The sequence below is a fragment of the Pyxidicoccus trucidator genome, from assembly GCF_010894435.1.
In the GTDB taxonomy this organism is placed as follows: domain Bacteria; phylum Myxococcota; class Myxococcia; order Myxococcales; family Myxococcaceae; genus Myxococcus; species Myxococcus trucidator.
Genome location: NZ_JAAIXZ010000002.1, coordinates 427,709 through 443,351, shown reverse-complemented (window position 1 = coordinate 443,351; position 15,643 = coordinate 427,709). Strand labels below are relative to the sequence as shown.

The following is a 15,643-nucleotide window of genomic DNA, read 5'->3' as shown; positions in this document are numbered from 1 at the left end:
ACCCCGTGGAGGGGGTGCGCCCTTTTTCGGCGTCCAACCCCCGACACGAGCGTAACGCGCGGTCCCACTCCGCGGCGGGGTCCCGAAGGGGCAGCAGGGCTGTTTGTGCCTGGGACCTCGGCGGGTGGTTGTGGAATGGCATTCCAGCCCTCCAGGTTCACCATTCTAGCCCCCTGTCGGCGCGGTTCCTCCGCGCACCGGGGCGGCCCCGAGGGAGAGACATGAAGGACGCTGAGAAGGTTTCGTGGGTCTCCAAAATCGCCGCGCTCCAGGACGCGAAGACCTACGCCGAGCTCACCTGGGAGGGCTCGTTCGAGGACTACCTCGAGCTCGTCCGCAAGAACCCCAAGGTCACCCGCACCGCCTTCCAGAGGATCTACGACATGATCCTCAGCCACGGGAAGACGGAGTACATCGACAACAAGAAGAAGCTCATCCGCTACCACTTCTTCAGTGACGAGAAGTTCGGCGGCAGGGACGCCATCTTCGGCCTCGACGTACCGCTGATGAAGCTCGTCAACGTCTTCAAGTCCGCGGCCCAGGGCTACGGCACCGAGAAGCGCGTCATCCTCCTCCACGGCCCCGTCGGCTCCTCCAAGTCCACCATCGCCCGCCTCCTCAAGAAGGGCATGGAGGACTACTCCAAGACGCCCGACGGCGCGGCCTACACCTTCTCCTGGACCACCGACAAGAAGCTGCCCGACGGCACCTCGGTGAAGGAGAAGATGAAGTGCCCGATGAACGAGGAGCCGCTCAACCTCATCCCTCGTGAGTGGCGCTCCAAAGTCACCGTCGAGCTCTCCCCTCCGGAGAGCGGATACACCATTCCGGACGGCTCCGAGCTCTGCCCTGCCTGCCGCTTCGTCTTCAAGGACCTGATGACGCAATACCAGGGCGACTTCGCCCGGGTGATGAACCACATCCGCGTCAACCGCCTCGTCTTCAGCGAGAAGGACCGCGTCGGCATCGGCACCTTCCAGCCCAAGGACGAGAAGAACCAGGACTCGACCGAGCTCACCGGTGACATCAACTACCGGAAGATCGCCGAGTACGGCTCCGACTCGGACCCGCGCGCCTTCAACTTCGACGGCGAGTTCAACATCGCCAACCGCGGCATCATCGAGTTCGTCGAGGTGCTCAAGCTCGACGTCGCCTTCCTCTACGACCTGCTCGGCGCGTCGCAGGAGCACAAGATCAAGCCGAAAAAGTTCCCTCAGACGGACATCGACGAGGTCATCCTCGGCCACACCAACGAGCCCGAGTACAAGAAGCTCGAGAACAACGAGTTCATGGAGGCCTTGCGAGACCGTACGGTGAAGATTGACATCCCGTACATCACCAAGCTGTCCGAGGAGGTGAAGATCTACGAGAAGGACTTCAACTCCCGCGCCATCAAGGGCAAGCACATCGCCCCCCACACGCTGGAGATGGCCGCCATGTGGGCCGTCCTCACCCGTCTGGAGGAGCCCAAGAAGCACAACCTCTCGCTGCTGCAGAAGCTCAAGCTCTACAACGGCAAGACGCTCCCCAACTTCACCGAGGACAACATCAAGGAGCTGCGCAAGGAGAGCAACCGCGAGGGCCTGGAGGGCATCTCCGCCCGCTACATCCAGGACAAGATCTCCAACGCCCTGGTCAGCGACAAGGGTGAGGGCTGCATCAACCCCTTCATGGTCCTCAACGAGCTGGAGGCCGGCCTCAAGACGCACTCGCTCATCAACAGCGAGGACGCCCGCAAGCGCATGAAGGAGCTGCTCACCTCCGTGAAGCAGGAGTACGAGGACATCGTCAAGAACGAGGTCCAGCGCGCCATCTCCGCGGACGAGGACGCCATCAGCAAGCTGTGCGGCAACTACATCGACAACATCAAGGCCTACACCCAGAAGGAGAAGGTCAAGAACAAGTACACCGGCCTGTACGAGGAGCCCGATGAGCGCCTCATGCGCTCCATCGAGGAGAAGATCGACATCCCCGACAGCCGCAAGGACGACTTCCGCCGCGAAATCATGAACTACATCGGCGCGCTGGCCGTCGAAGGGAAGACCTTCAACTACCGGACCAATGAGCGGCTCCACAAGTCACTGGAGCTGAAGCTGTTCGAGGACCAGAAGGACAGCATCAAGCTCAAGAACCTCGTCTCCTCCGTCGTCGACAAGGAGACCCAGGAGAAGATCGACCTGGTGAAGGACCGGATGATGAAGAACTACGGCTACTGCGAGATCTGCTCCACGGACGTCCTCAACTTCGTGGCCAGCATCTTCGCCCGAGGCGACGCGAAGGAGTAACCCCCCAGGAGAGAGGCGAGCCGTCGTGACCTTGAAGATCCACCAGGACCACTCCCGCTTCAAACAGATCGTCCGCGGCAAGATAAAGGCCAACCTGCGCAAGTACGTGCAGAAGGGCGAGATGCTTGGGAAGAAGGGCAAGGACGCCATCTCCATCCCCATTCCCTTCATCGACATCCCCCGCTTCAAGTACGGCCACAAGGAGCAGGGCGGTGTCGGGCAGGGGGACGGAGAGGTGGGTCAGCAGCTCGGCCCCGGGGCCGTGGAGCCCGGGGAGGGCCACCAGGCAGGACAAGGCGAGGGCGACCACGCCCTCGAGGTGGATGTCACCCTCGACGAGCTCGCCCAGATTCTGGGCGAGGAACTGCAGCTGCCCAACATCGAGCGGCGGCACAACGAGAAGATCGTCACCCAGAAGATCCGCTACACCGGCATCAACACCACCGGTCCGGAGTCGCTGCGTCACTTCAAGCGCACCTACAAACAGGCCCTGCGGCGGCAGATTGCCGCGGGCACCTATGACCCGAACCGGCCCATCATCATCCCCATGCGCGAGGACCGGCGCTACCGCAGCTACAAGCTGCAGAACCTGCCGGAGACCAACGCCGTCATCATCTACATGATGGACGTGTCCGGCTCGATGGGTGACGAGCAGAAGGAGATCGTCCGGATTGAAAGCTTCTGGCTCGATACGTGGCTGCGCCACCAGTACAAGGGCCTGGAGTCGCGCTACATCATCCACGACGCCGTGGCCCGCGAGGTGGACCGGGACACCTTCTTCCACACCCGCGAGTCCGGCGGGACGATGATCTCCAGCGCCTACAAGCTCTGCCGCGACATCATCGCGGCGGACTACCCGAAGAGCGCGTGGAACATCTACCCGTTCCACTTCAGCGACGGTGACAACTGGAGCGCGGACGACACGCGCCAGTGCATCGAGATGCTGCGCAACGACGTGCTGCCCAACGTCAACCAGTTCGCCTACGGCCAGGTCGAATCGCCCTACGGCAGCGGGCAGTTCATCAAGGACCTGCGCGAGGCGGTGGGGGACACGCCCAACGTCGCGCTGAGCGAAATCGCGGACAAGGACGCCATCTACGCGTCCATCAAGGACTTCCTCGGCAAGGGCCGCTGACGCGGACGCCACGCCACCGGAGCGACTGCCCATGCCCAAGAGCCTGACACCCCGCCTCGCCGCGCTCAGGGACGAAATCCACGGCTACGCCAAGGAGTTCGGTCTCGACTTCTTCGACACCATTTTCGAGATGGTGTCCTACGACGAGATGAACATGGTGGCCGCCTACGGCGGCTTTCCCACGCGCTACCCGCACTGGCGCTGGGGCATGGAGTACGAGCAACTGGCGAAGGGGTACGAGTACGGGCTCAGCAAGATCTACGAGCTCGTCATCAACAATGACCCTTGCTACGCCTACTTGATGGAGAGCAACCCGGAGGTGGACCAGAAGCTCGTCATGGCCCACGTCTACGGGCACTGCGACTTCTTCAAGAACAACTTCTCCTTCCGGCACACCAACCGCCGGATGATTGACGACATGGCCAACCACGCCACCCGGGTGCGCAGGTGGGTGGACAAGATTGGTGTGGAGAAGGTCGAGGACTTCATCGACCGGACGCTGAGCCTGGAGAATCTCATCGACCAGCACGCGCCCCACATCCGCCGCAACCCGGACCCGAAGAAGGCCGAGGAAGAGGTCAAGGCCAACGAGCGCGTGGAGGGCTTCAAGGTCGGCCGCGAGTACATGCGCGGCTTCATCAACCCCTCCGAGTTCCTGGACTCGCAGCGCAAGCGCGTGGAGGACGAGAAGCTGCGCGCGAAGAAGTTCCCCGAGCGCCCGCAGCGCGACGTGCTGATGTTCCTCCTGGAGCACGCCCCGCTGGAGCCATGGGAGTCGGACATCCTCGCCATCCTCCGCGACGAGGCCCACTACTTCGCGCCCCAGGGCCAGACGAAAATCATGAACGAGGGGTGGGCCAGCTACTGGCACTCCACCATCATGACGCGGCGGGCCCTCCGGGACGATGAAATCATCGACTACGCGGACCACCACTCCGGCACCATGGGGACGCGCCCCGGGGCCATCAACCCGTACAAGCTCGGCATCGAGCTGTGGCGGGACATCGAGGACCGGTGGAACAAGGGCCGGTTCGGCAAGGAGTGGGACGAGTGCGATGACCTCCGCGCGCGCCGCTCCTGGGACAAGAAGCTGGGCGCAGGCCGCGAAAAGATTTTCGAGGTCCGCAAGCACTACAACGACATCACCTTCATCGACACGTTCCTGACGCCCGAGTTCGCGATGGAGCAGAAGCTCTTCGTGTACGGCTTCAACGACAAGCGCAACTCGTGGGAAATCATGGACCGCGAGTTCCGCAAGGTGAAGAGCAAGCTCCTCCAGGGCCTCACCAACTTCGGCCAGCCCATCATCGAGGTGGTGGACGGCAACCACGAGAACCGCGGCGAATTGCTCCTCGCGCACAAGCACGACGGGCAGGACCTCAAGGGCGACTACGCCCGCGAGACGCTCCGCAACCTCCAGTCCCTGTGGCGCCGCCCCGTCAACATCGTCACCCGGTACGACAACAAGGGCGCCATGCTCCGCTTCGACGGGACGAGCCACTCGGAGAAGAAGGTCGACCTCTAGTCCGTCAGGCGCTTCAGCCTCGCGGTACAACTTCAGGAAAAACGGCCCGGTGAGCCCCTACCCAGGGGGTTCCCGGGCTGCCGGGCAGGCGGGCGCGGGAATTCTCCGGCCGACTGTTGGGCGCGGGCGCGAGCGTCCACTAGACTCGCCCCGCCCCATGAGAATCGCCCCCCTGCTCTGCCTGGCCGCCCTGCTGGTGGCCTCCAGCTCCGAAGCCGTCGTCCGCTACAGCATCAAGAACCGCCGCATCGAGGCCCGCCAGACGCTCGCCTCGGCGCTGCATGACGCGCAGCTGCCGGACGCACAGGTGACGGCCGTCATCTCCGCGCTGGAGGGAGTGTTCGACTTCCGCAAGTCGCGGGTGGGCGACCAGTTCCGGCTCGTCATCCGGGACGGCGAGCTGGACTTCTTCGACTACCGCCAGAGCCTGGTGGACGAGTGGCAGGTCCGCCGCGACGGCGAGAAGTACGTGGGCAGCAAGCGCGCAATCGAGGTGGAGAAGCAGGTCTCCGTCGTCTCGCTGGACATCAACACCTCGCTGTACGAGGCCGCCGTCGACGCGGGCGAGGACCCGGCCATCGGCATGGTGCTGGCGGACGTGTTCGCCTGGGACATCGACTTCTACCGCGACGTGCGCAAGGGCGACCAGGCGCGCGCGCTGGTGGAGAAGTTCGTCTCCAAGGGCCGCGTGCTGCGCTACGGCGAGGTGCTGGCGGCCACCTACGCGGGCGGCCTCGTCGGCAACAAGAAGGTGTTCCGCTACGTCCTGCCGGACGGGCAGCCCAACTTCTTCAACGAGGAGGGCGCCAGCGCGAAGAAGACCTTCCTCAAGAGCCCCCTCAAGTACGCCCACGTCACCAGCCGCTTCGGCTCGCGCTTCCACCCGGTGCTCAAGTACCTCAAGGCCCACAACGGCGTGGACTACGGCACCCCCATCGGCACCCCGGTGTGGGCGGTGGCGGACGGCACGGTGACGCAGGCGGGCTACTCGGGCGCCGCCGGCAACATGGTGGTCATCCGCCACGCCAACGGCTTCGAGACGCAGTACATGCACCTGTCGCGCTTCGGTGACGGCGTGCGCGCCGGCTCGCGCGTGCGGCAGAAGCAGGTCATCGCCTACTCGGGCAACACCGGCCGCTCCACCGGGCCGCACCTGCACTTCGGCCTCAAGCGCAACGGCGGCTACGCCAACCCGCTCAACCAGCAGTTCCCCCGCGCCGACCCGCTGCCCAAGGCGCTGCTCCCGGACTTCCTGGCGAAGGCGCAGGAGCTGTCCGGGCAGATGGAAGCCGTGTCCGTGGCCGCGGTGGCCGGTCAGGCCGCCAACGCCCCTGTCGCACCCACGCAGCCCTAGCCCCAAGGGGGCGCCCCCCATGTCCTCCGTCGCCGAGTTCATCGCGCTGTCGGAGCAGCTCCATGCCGAGCTCCTTGCCCTGGACGAGGAGCTGCTGAACGGCCTTCCGGACCGGCTGGCGCGCTACCCGAGAGACCCGGAGCAGCGCCGCGCCATCCAACACGAGCAGGCGGACGCGCTGCGGCGCCACCTCCCCACCTTCACCGGGCGGCTGGACGCCACCTACGCGCGGCTGACGGAGCTGGACGCCCTGTTCTCCGAAGAGGAGCGCGAGGCCGCGCTGGAGCACCACCGCGCGCGCGTACAGCCTTTCTTCCTCCAGTGCCCCTTCATCCGCCGCGCCGCGGACAAGCCCCTGGGCTACCCGGGCGACTACCTGACGGTGGAGATGCTCTTCAACGAGCAGGACGAGGGCGTCTCCACCTTCGCCCGCCTGCTGTCCCGCTACGCGCTGCACTGCGGCCCCGCCCGCGCGCACCGCGCCCGCCCGCCCTGGCTGCTGCGCCACCTGCGCCAGCACGAACGGGAGCTGGGCCGCCCGCTGCGCGTGCTGTCCTTCGCCTGCGGCCCCGAGCACACGCTGCGCGAGTACGCCACCGCGGGAGCCTCGGGCCACTTCACCCTCTGCGACTTCGACCCGGCGCCGCTGGAGTACTGCCGCCGCCAGTTCCAGGTGCTCACCCGCCGCGCGGGCCCGGGCCTTCCGCCCCCGCCCACGGTGGACTACGTCCAGCTGTCCACCTACCAGGTGCTGCGCCACAAGGAGCTGCTGTCGCAATTGCGACACCCGGAGGGCCAGGACGTCCTCGTGGTGGCAGGCCTGCTGGACTACCTGAAGGGCAACGTCGCCGAGCGCTTCCTGGACGCCCTCGCGCCCCTGGTGGCCCGCGGCGGGCGCGTCCTCCTCACCAACCTCCACCACCCCAACCCGTGGCAGGCCTTCATGGAGTACGTGGGGGACTGGCGCGTGCTGCACCGGAGCCAGGAGGAGTTCCAGTCGCTCTGCGAGGGCGGCCCGGCGCGGCGGCTGGCCACCATGGAGCTGACCTGCGACGAGTCGGGCACCAACCTCTTCTGGGCCGGACGGCGGGACTGAGCGGCCGGGGCCTCGCCCCGGAGCCGACTACCAGCGCACCAGGAACTCCGCGTGGTCCAGCGCGCGGGCGGTGCCCTCCACCGTGCTCTGCTGGCCCCCGCCCACCGCCATCAGCGCGGCCCTCAGGCTGCCCTCGTGGAAGAGCATGGGCTGCATGTCCCCGCGGAAGACAATCTTCACCCGCCGCCCCTCGAGCGGCTCGCAGTCGTGGGAGCCGTAGCTCACCAGCGTCTTGTAGACGGTGGAGGTGCTGGAGAAGGCCCGCTTCGGGTCCCCCCGCCCCACCAGCTTGGACAGCGTGTTGCCCACGTGGGACTCGAAGAAGCCGGAGACGGTGGCGGCCCCGCAGGCCCGGAAGGTGTCGTCCAGGGAGCCGTAGTACGGCTCCAGCACGTCTACCGCGCCGTAGAGCAGGCGCAGGAAGTCCACCGCCGGATAGGAGAAGAAGTCGATGGGCCTCTTCAGCCTCACCTCTTCGGCCAGCCGGGCCGTGGCCTCGCTGCCCGCCCGCCCGGAGACGAGGGCGAGCAGGGAGTTGAAGATGAAGCCCCGCACGGTGTGCTCGGAGCGCGTCAGTGCGATCCGCTGGGCAAGTTCGCTCTTGTCGCTGGGCATCGAGGAGAGTCTCCAGGCTGAGGAGTGCAGGCCCGCTGACCTTGCAGGCGTCTTGTACCAGAGTCCCCACACGGCAGTGGAGCCCGTGGGTCCAATCGCGATAAATGAAGGTCTCCCGGAGGATTCCCTACCCAATGGCTGAACCCATCAGGACGCAGACCCCTGTCACGCAGCCCCGCACCGCGCAGGCGGGCACGAACGACGACAGCGGCCGCACCGGGCGCGATGCGACCAGCATGCGTCGCTCCTTCCTGGACCACGTCCGCTACTCGCGGGGCAAGAACTACGAGACCTCCACCGCGCATGACCGCTTCATGGCCCTCTCACTCGCGGTGCGGGACAGGCTCGCGGACCGGTGGGTGAAGACGGCGCGCACCTACTACGAGGCCGACGTCAAGCGCGCGTACTACCTGTCCGCCGAGTACCTGCTGGGTCGCGCCCTGGGCAACAACCTGCTCAACCTGGGCATGCACGAGGCCGCCGCCGAGGCGATGCGCGAGGTTGGGGTGGACCTCACCAACCTGCTGGAGATGGAGCCCGACGCCGGCCTGGGCAACGGCGGCCTGGGGCGCCTCGCCGCGTGCTTCATGGACTCGCTGGCCACGCTCGGCTACCCCGGCATGGGGTACGGCATCCGCTACGAGTTCGGCATCTTCACGCAGGACATCGTCGACGGCTACCAGGTGGAGCGCGCCGACGAGTGGCTCAAGTTCGGCAACCCGTGGGAAATCGTCCGGCCGGAGAAGGCGGTGCCGGTGCGCTTCTTCGGGCGCGTGGAGCACCACCAGGGTCCGGATGGCCGGCCCGTGGCCCGCTGGGTGGGCGGCAAGACGGTGGTTGGCGTCCCGTACGACACACCCATCGCCGGCTTCCAGAACAACACCGTCAACACCCTGCGGCTGTGGCAGGCGCGCGCCTCCGAGGAGTTCGACCTGCTGCTGTTCAACGCGGGCGACTACGAGCGCTCCGTGGTGGAGAAGAACGACTCGGAGGTCATCTCCAAGGTCCTCTACCCCAACGACGCCTTCCAGGCCGGCAAGGAGCTGCGCCTCAAGCAGCAGTACTTCTTCGTCGCCTGCTCCATCGCCGACATCGTCCGGCGCTACCTGAAGAACCACACGGACTTCAGGGACTTCCCCAACAAGGCGGCCATCCAGCTCAACGACACGCACCCGGCCATCGGCGTGGCGGAGCTGATGCGCGTGCTGGTGGACGAGAAGCGCCTGCTCTGGGAAGAGGCGTGGGGAATCACGCAGTCTGTGTTCGGCTACACCAACCACACGCTCCTGGCCGAGGCCATGGAGAAGTGGCCGGCGACGCTCTTCGAGCGGCTGCTGCCCCGCCACCTGGAAATCATCTACGAAATCAACCAGCGCTTCCTGCGCCAGGTCCAGATTCGCTACCCGTATGACCAGGAGAAGATGCGGCGGATGAGCCTGGTGGAGGAGGGCCCGGAGAAGAAGATCCGCATGGCCCACCTCGCGGTGGTGGGCAGCCACAGCGTCAACGGCGTGGCCGCGCTGCACACGGACCTGCTCCGGCGCGACGTGATGACGGACTACGCCGCCATGTTCCCGGAGCGCTTCAACAACAAGACCAACGGCGTGACGCCGCGCCGCTGGCTGGCGTGGTGCAACCCGCGTCTGTCCAAGCTGATTACCTCCCGCATCGGCGAGGGCTGGGCGACGGACCTGGACCAGCTGCGAAAGCTGGAGCCGCACGCCGACGACCCGGCGTTCCGCAACGCCTTCCGCGAGGTGAAGCGCGCCAACAAGGTGGACCTGTCCCAGCACATCCGCGACTTGCGCTGGGTGCAGCTCAACCCGGACGCCATCTTCGACGTGCAGATCAAGCGTCTGCACGAGTACAAGCGCCAGCTCCTCAACGCCATCCACATCGTGGCGCTGTGGATGAAGGCCCGGCGAGATCCGTCCTCCATCATCCACCCGCGAGCGTTCATCTTCGGCGCCAAGGCGGCGCCGGGCTACCACCTGGCGAAGCTGACCATCCGCCTCATCAACGGCATCGCCGAGGTGGTCAACAGCGACGCGGGCACCACGGGCCTCCAGGTCGTCTTCGCCCCCAACTACCGGGTGAGCCTGGCCGAGCGCATCATCCCCGCCGCCGACGTGTCCGAGCAGATTTCGACCGCGGGCATGGAGGCGTCCGGCACCGGCAACATGAAGCTGATGCTCAACGGCGCGCTGACGCTGGGCACGCTGGATGGCGCCAACGTGGAGATTCGCGACGCGGTGGGCGACGAGAACTTCTTCCTCTTCGGCCTCACGGCGGACGAGGTCATCGCCCGCAAGCGCGAGGGCTACCGCCCGCGTGACGTGTACAACCAGCACCTGGAGCTGCGCGAGGCGCTGGACCTCATCTCCACGGGCTTCTTCTCGCCGGAGGACAAGCACCTCTTCAAGCCGCTGGTGGACAGCCTCCTCGACGAGGATCGCTACCTCGTGCTCGCCGACTTCCCGTCGTACATGGCGAAGCAGGAGGACGTGGTCCGCGCCTACCAGGACGTCGACGGCTGGGCGAAGAAGTGCATCATCAACGTCGCCCGCGGCGGCATCTTCTCCTCGGACCGCACCATCAAGCAGTACGCCGAGGAGATCTGGCGCATCCAGAAGACGCCGGTGGAGCTGTGAGCCAGGGGCCAGCGTCCCCTCCTGCCGCGGCCGGCGCTGATGCCGGCCGTCGCGCCTTGGAGGAGGGGGTGCTGGCCTTCACCGATGCGTTCAACCGCAATGACTTGAACGCGGTGATGACGTACTTCGAGCCGGACGCGCTCTACGTGACGTTCGACGGGAAGCAGTGCCGGGGCCTCGCGGAGGTGCGCGCCGCCTTCGAGGCGCAGTTCCGCGGGGACTTCGGCACCATGCGCTTCCTCACCGAGGACCTGGTGGTGGACGTGCCCGCGGGCAAGGTCGTGCTGCGCTGGCGCTGCCAGCACGAGGTGTCCCTGACGGGCGGCCCGAAGCAGCTCCTGTACCGGCTGCTGTATGGACGGGACTTCGGCTGGTACGGGCTGGACGTGTTTCACTGGGTGGACGGGCGCGTGCGCGAGAAGCGGACGTACTCCCAGGCTGGCCTGCCGCTGGTGAGGCGCGGGAAGCCCTGAGCGTCAGGGCCCGGTGCTGACTTCATCCGGGCCGAGGGCGGCGCGAAGGTCGCCCCACAGCTCGGAGTCGATGAGCTTCCGCCCCGCGCCGGACAGTGCCCGGCGCACGGCCTCCGCGGCCTCGGCGTTCGAATACGGGCCCTGCTGTTCGTGCAGCGCGCGCAGGTCCACCACCAGCACGTTCGCCGTGGCGTGGCGCTCGGCCGGGGCCCTCCGCAACAGCGTCTGGAGGAGGCCTCGCAGCGGGGGTGACAAGCCTCCCGATAGACGCTCGACGTCCTCGGGCTGGAAGGTGGCTGCCTGGAGGGCCACGTCCCGGTAGGTCCCCAGTGACAGTCCCGCGGCCTTGACTGCTTCCAGCCCTCGGGCGATGCGCGCCCGGTCCGTCTTCTTCAGCCGCTTGCCCAGCCGGGACTCCAGCACGTCGGGGCGGTTGTAGAGGTTGCGCCCGGTGGCCAGCTCCAGCAGCACGGCCCCCACGGAGAAGAGGTCCGCGCGCGGGTCCACGTCGTCCAGGAAGAGGGCCTCGGGCGCGGTGAAGTAGAGCGCGCCCCGGGGATGAACCACGGTGGTGTCCTTCCGGCCTGGCAGGCGCGACCAGGAAAGCCCGAAGTCCGTCAGCTTCACCTGGCCGTCCGGACGCACGCGGATGCCGCACGGGTGGAGGTCCCGGTGGATGATGCCCAGCGGCACGCCCCGCTCGTCGGTCCGCGCATGGGCGTGGGCGAGCGCCACGGCGACCTGGAGCCCCACGTGCACCAGGAAGGACTCCGGGAATGCGCTGCCCCGGGCCAGCTTCACCGTCACCAGGTCGTCCAGGGACAGGCCCGGCACGTACTCCTCCTCCACGAGCAGCGCCCCAGGGACGGTGCGCAGGCCGTACACCCGGGCAATGGACGGGTGCTGGAGGTAGCCGGCGAGCCGGACCGATGCCTCCAGGAGCCGCCGCGCCCGCGCCACCTCCGGGGCGGGCGGAGTCCCCTCGGGGAGGGCCAGCCACTTGAGCAGGCGGAGCTCGTTCGTGCCCCCCTGGGTGCGCCGCGCCAGCAGCCGCCTCACGCCGTGCGCGTCCTGCCCCCAATCCCTCTCCAACTCGTAGATGGCGTCCCCATCCCGCAGGAGAACGTCGCCTTCACTTCCAGGGCTCCTCGTTCCAGCCATGACGTGCGGACTCCTTGCTACCCGCGCGGACAGCCACCGCGACCGGGCAACAAGAGACTACCCATGAGGGCGTCGCGGGCGGAATGACGTGGTGGGTCCTACGTCTCCACTTTCGCGTCCTCGCGCCAGCGTGCCCGTTTCTGCAAAAGGGCTTTACATCCAGGGCCGCCAGGCGCTCAGGGGAAGACGTCCACCACCTTGAAGACCTCCGCGAATGCGAGGGCGGGGGCCTCCGGCGTGGACGCGGAGTGCTTCAGGCAGCCTCGCTCATTGCACAGCACGAGGCAGACGGGGTAGCGCCGCCCGTTGGGCAGCTCCAGCGCCGTGTAGCGGCCAAAGATTCTTTCTCCCCGCGTCCACAGCCGGCCCTCTATCAGCGTGCCGTCCGGCAGCGAGGAGCTTCTGAAGACGCGGCTGACGATGTCGCCGTCGCGCACGAAGAGCGGATCGGACGCGCTGCCGGGCTTGTCCTTGTTCACGTAGATGTTGACCTGCCGCCCCACGTTGAGCCGGAGCTCCCTCATGGCCTCGAGCGCCCCCTCCGGACAGGGCGTGCCGGGCGTGGGCCGCACCTGGGGGCCCGGGCAGGCCAGGGTGGCCGCGGCGCAACCGGCCACCACGCCGCGCTTGAGGGTGGAGACGAGGCCCGGTCCGGGGCCGGGCGGGGCGGAGGCGGTGGGCATGGCGGGCTCCAGGGGAGAAGGGGGCGGAGAGGAAGCGGGAGCCGCCCCCTCGGCGGCAGCATGGTGGGGCCTGGGCGCAGGCGCCACTTTGGCGTCCACCGCCTCAACGGGACCGGAAGCGGGCGGCACCCGGGAGCGCCCCAGCACCAGCGCGCCCACCACCGCCGCCAGCAGCACCGCGCCCACGGCCAGGCTCCGGCCCCGATGCCCAGGTGGAGCAGGCACGGCCCCCGGCGCCACCGGCTCCGCCTGAGGCGCGGCCGGGCCTCCACTGGCCGCCAGCGGGGGCGCCGCCGTTGGCGCCGACAGGGGCGGCTGGGGCGGGACTGTCGGGGACGGACGCGCCCCGGCCTTCGCCTCCACCGGCGAGGACGCCGGGGCGGGGACGCGGGCCTCGGAAGCGGCTTGCGCCGCCGCGTCCGCTTCCTGCACGGCCAGCGCCTGCGGGTGACGCCGCCGAAGCCAGCGCGCGGCGGCCCTGTCCGCCTGCGCCTCGGGCCGCCGCCACCGGTCCTTGAGGAGGGCGGCCTCGTCGCCGGGCGCCACCGGCCCCCACCCGCCGTCCTCGTCCGTGGTGCGCGACTGGCTCTCAGGGCCGGAGTACCACTCGAAGAGGGGCGCGTCCCACGCCGCCCCCGCGCCCTCCAGCGCCCCGCGCACCCGGGCGGCCAGCGCGGCCATGCTGGCCGGGCGCGCCTCGGGCCGGGGCGCCAGCAGTTCCATGACGAGCGCCGCCAGCGCCGGGGGCACGCGCGGGTTGGGCAGGGCCGGCGGCCCGGAGGCCAGCGCCTCCAGGCCGTCCTCGTCCTCCAGGTCCTCCAGCCGCAGCGGCGGGTACTCGTCCGCCAGCACCCGGTGGAAGGTGACGCCCACCGCGTACAACTCGTCCGCCACCGTGTACGGGTAACGCCCGCCTCCGCCGCGCAGGGCGCGCGCTCGCCAGCGCACGACCTGGGGGCTGTAGTAGAGGGGCGTGCCCGGCGGCATGCGCCCGGTGCAGGTGAGGGCCTCCGCCTCGGGGTGCAGGCCCGCGCCCCAGTCCAGCACCCGCGCGCGCGGGCCCGGCCCCACCACCACATTGCCGCCCTTGAAGTCTCGGTGCAGCACGCCCACCGCGTGGGCCGCCTCCAGCGCCTCGGCCACCTGCAGCAGCAGCCCGGCCACCTGCCGCGCGGTGGGGTTGCGCAGCCAGGCCCAGCGGTAGAGGCCCTCGCCGTGCGCGTACTCCAGCACCAGGTATGGGTGTCCCGCCGCCCCCGCCTCCCACAGCCCCTCCTCCACCAGCCGCACCACGCCCGGGTGACTCATCCGTCGCAGCGCCTGCGCCTCGCGTCCGAAGCCCGCGTCCTCCGGCGTCTGCGCCAGCTTCAGCGCGTACAGCGGCCCGGCCGCGGCGTCCGCCTCGCGCACCGCGTACACCGTGCCGAAGCCGCCCTGGCCCACCTGCCGCACCACCCGCCAGCGCCCCACCCGCGTCCCCTCCGGCAACGTCAGCGGCGACAGCCCCCGCGTCCCCGGCGCCACCCCGCCTCCTCGGCCCCCCCTCATGGCGCCACCTTCCGGCCCCGCGAGCGCGGGGCCATGGGGGGCTCCGCCACCGCAGGCACAATCTCCAGCCGCTCCCACCGCAGGCCCCGGCCATGGGCGTCCATCACCTCCAGCCGCACCGCGGCGGCGGGAGCCTCCAGGGGCTCCTCCCACTGCACCGCCACCCACGCGCTCTCGCCAGGCCCCACCCGCTCTGGCTCCAGGGCGACGGGCAGCCGTCGGGCCTCCTCCAGCGGCCGGCCCTCCGCGTCCAGCCGCACCAGCCGCGCCGAGTCCGCCGCCCATGGGCGCTGCCCGAGCGGGTTTTCCAGTCCCATCCCCACCATGACCGTGCCGCCGGTGCGGAACACGGTGGCTTGCTCCGCATCCCTGACGCCCTGCGCCTCGGCCCGCCTCTCGGGGCGGTGGGCCGTCACGCCCCATTCCCGGTCCAACTCGCCGGAGACGAAGAGGCCGGCCAGCCCCGCCCGGGCGCATCGGGTGCGCAGGGGCGCCAGTGCGGCCTCCGTCACGGCACAGCGCCCGCGCAGCTCTGCCAGGGCCGCGACCAGCTGCGCTTCCGACTTCTCCCCGCGCCGCACCTCCACCTGCGTGTCCACCGCGTCCGGGTCCGAAGTGAGCTCGAATTCCACCTGCCTCGGCGCCTTGCCGTCCGCGAAGCGCACCGTGAGGCGCAGGGAGGTACCTGGGCGCAGTTCCTCTGCTGGCCGGAGCACGAGCGAACGTTCCGTCACCTCGGCGCGCTCAAAGGACTGGAGCGACAGGGAATCCACCGATTCACGCACCACCGGCGCGTCGAAGAGGACCAGGGTCGCCGCGTCCGGCGCCACCCGGAGCACGTGTGCGGCCAGCGCTTCGCCTGCGCGCAGGACGATGACCTGCTCCGCCTTCCGCCGTCCGTCCACGCGCGGCTGCGCAGCGGCTTCGGTGCCCACGAGCACCACCAATACGGCAACCCACGAGCAAGGTAGGGACATCCAGGGTCAACCTCCAGCGTCGGACGCTACCAGAGGCCGGCGACACGGAGAGAATCCCTGGCGAGCAGGTCTGGACGCGGCGTGGAAGCCCCAGGTCGGCGCCTCGTCACGGCCAGACGTCCCCCATGGCGAGCAGGCGC

General features: G+C 68.7%; 11 protein-coding genes. 7 read left to right on the top strand and 4 right to left on the bottom strand.

What is annotated here, in order from left to right; translation table 11 throughout:
- Window positions 1-221: 221 nt before the first annotated feature.
- The 5 genes from G4D85_RS08405 to G4D85_RS08385 all read left to right on the top strand — a co-directional run bounded on the left by G4D85_RS08405 (window position 222) and on the right by G4D85_RS08385 (window position 7,395).
- Window positions 222-2,285, top strand: a complete 2,064-nt coding sequence (locus G4D85_RS08405) for a PrkA family serine protein kinase (RefSeq protein ID WP_164009827.1) — start codon at window positions 222-224, stop codon at window positions 2,283-2,285.
- Between the two features lie 25 nt (window positions 2,286-2,310).
- On the top strand, window positions 2,311-3,420 hold the full coding sequence (locus G4D85_RS08400; protein ID WP_164009825.1) for a DUF444 family protein: 1,110 nt from the start codon (window positions 2,311-2,313) through the stop codon (window positions 3,418-3,420).
- Between the two features lie 31 nt (window positions 3,421-3,451).
- Complete coding sequence (locus G4D85_RS08395) at window positions 3,452-4,945, top strand: SpoVR family protein (protein ID WP_164009823.1); 1,494 nt, start codon at window positions 3,452-3,454, stop codon at window positions 4,943-4,945.
- A gap of 157 nt (window positions 4,946-5,102) precedes the next feature.
- Window positions 5,103-6,299 carry a M23 family metallopeptidase gene (locus G4D85_RS08390; RefSeq protein ID WP_164009821.1) on the top strand — a complete coding sequence of 399 codons (1,197 nt, stop codon included), beginning with the start codon at window positions 5,103-5,105 and terminating at the stop codon, window positions 6,297-6,299.
- A gap of 19 nt (window positions 6,300-6,318) precedes the next feature.
- Window positions 6,319-7,395 (top strand): class I SAM-dependent methyltransferase, encoded by a 1,077-nt coding sequence (locus G4D85_RS08385; protein ID WP_164009819.1) that lies wholly within the window; start codon window positions 6,319-6,321, stop codon window positions 7,393-7,395.
- A 27-nt stretch (window positions 7,396-7,422) separates the two neighbouring features.
- Here G4D85_RS08385 and G4D85_RS08380 read toward each other — a convergent pair whose 3' ends face one another.
- The gene (locus G4D85_RS08380; protein ID WP_164009817.1) at window positions 7,423-8,010 is read right to left on the bottom strand and encodes a TIGR02265 family protein; all 588 of its coding nucleotides are present in this window, start codon (window positions 8,008-8,010) and stop codon (window positions 7,423-7,425) included.
- A 134-nt stretch (window positions 8,011-8,144) separates the two neighbouring features.
- Between G4D85_RS08380 and G4D85_RS08375 the strand changes: the two genes are divergently transcribed.
- The gene (locus tag G4D85_RS08375; RefSeq protein ID WP_164009815.1) at window positions 8,145-10,661 is read left to right on the top strand and encodes a glycogen/starch/alpha-glucan phosphorylase; all 2,517 of its coding nucleotides are present in this window, start codon (window positions 8,145-8,147) and stop codon (window positions 10,659-10,661) included.
- Between the two features lie 68 nt (window positions 10,662-10,729).
- A complete protein-coding gene (locus G4D85_RS08370; protein ID WP_240359147.1) occupies window positions 10,730-11,134 on the top strand; it encodes a YybH family protein in 405 nt (134 codons plus the stop codon).
- A gap of 3 nt (window positions 11,135-11,137) precedes the next feature.
- Here G4D85_RS08370 and G4D85_RS08365 read toward each other — a convergent pair whose 3' ends face one another.
- The 3 genes from G4D85_RS08365 to G4D85_RS08355 all read right to left on the bottom strand — a co-directional run bounded on the left by G4D85_RS08365 (window position 11,138) and on the right by G4D85_RS08355 (window position 15,503).
- A complete protein-coding gene (locus G4D85_RS08365) occupies window positions 11,138-12,295 on the bottom strand; it encodes a protein kinase domain-containing protein (RefSeq protein ID WP_164009811.1) in 1,158 nt (385 codons plus the stop codon).
- 176 nt (window positions 12,296-12,471) lie between these two features.
- Window positions 12,472-14,502, bottom strand: a complete 2,031-nt coding sequence (locus tag G4D85_RS08360; RefSeq protein WP_164009809.1) for a serine/threonine-protein kinase — start codon at window positions 14,500-14,502, stop codon at window positions 12,472-12,474.
- Window positions 14,503-14,522: 20 nt separating this feature from the next.
- The gene (locus G4D85_RS08355; protein WP_164009807.1) at window positions 14,523-15,503 is read right to left on the bottom strand and encodes a DUF2381 family protein; all 981 of its coding nucleotides are present in this window, start codon (window positions 15,501-15,503) and stop codon (window positions 14,523-14,525) included.
- Window positions 15,504-15,643: the final 140 nt, after the last annotated feature.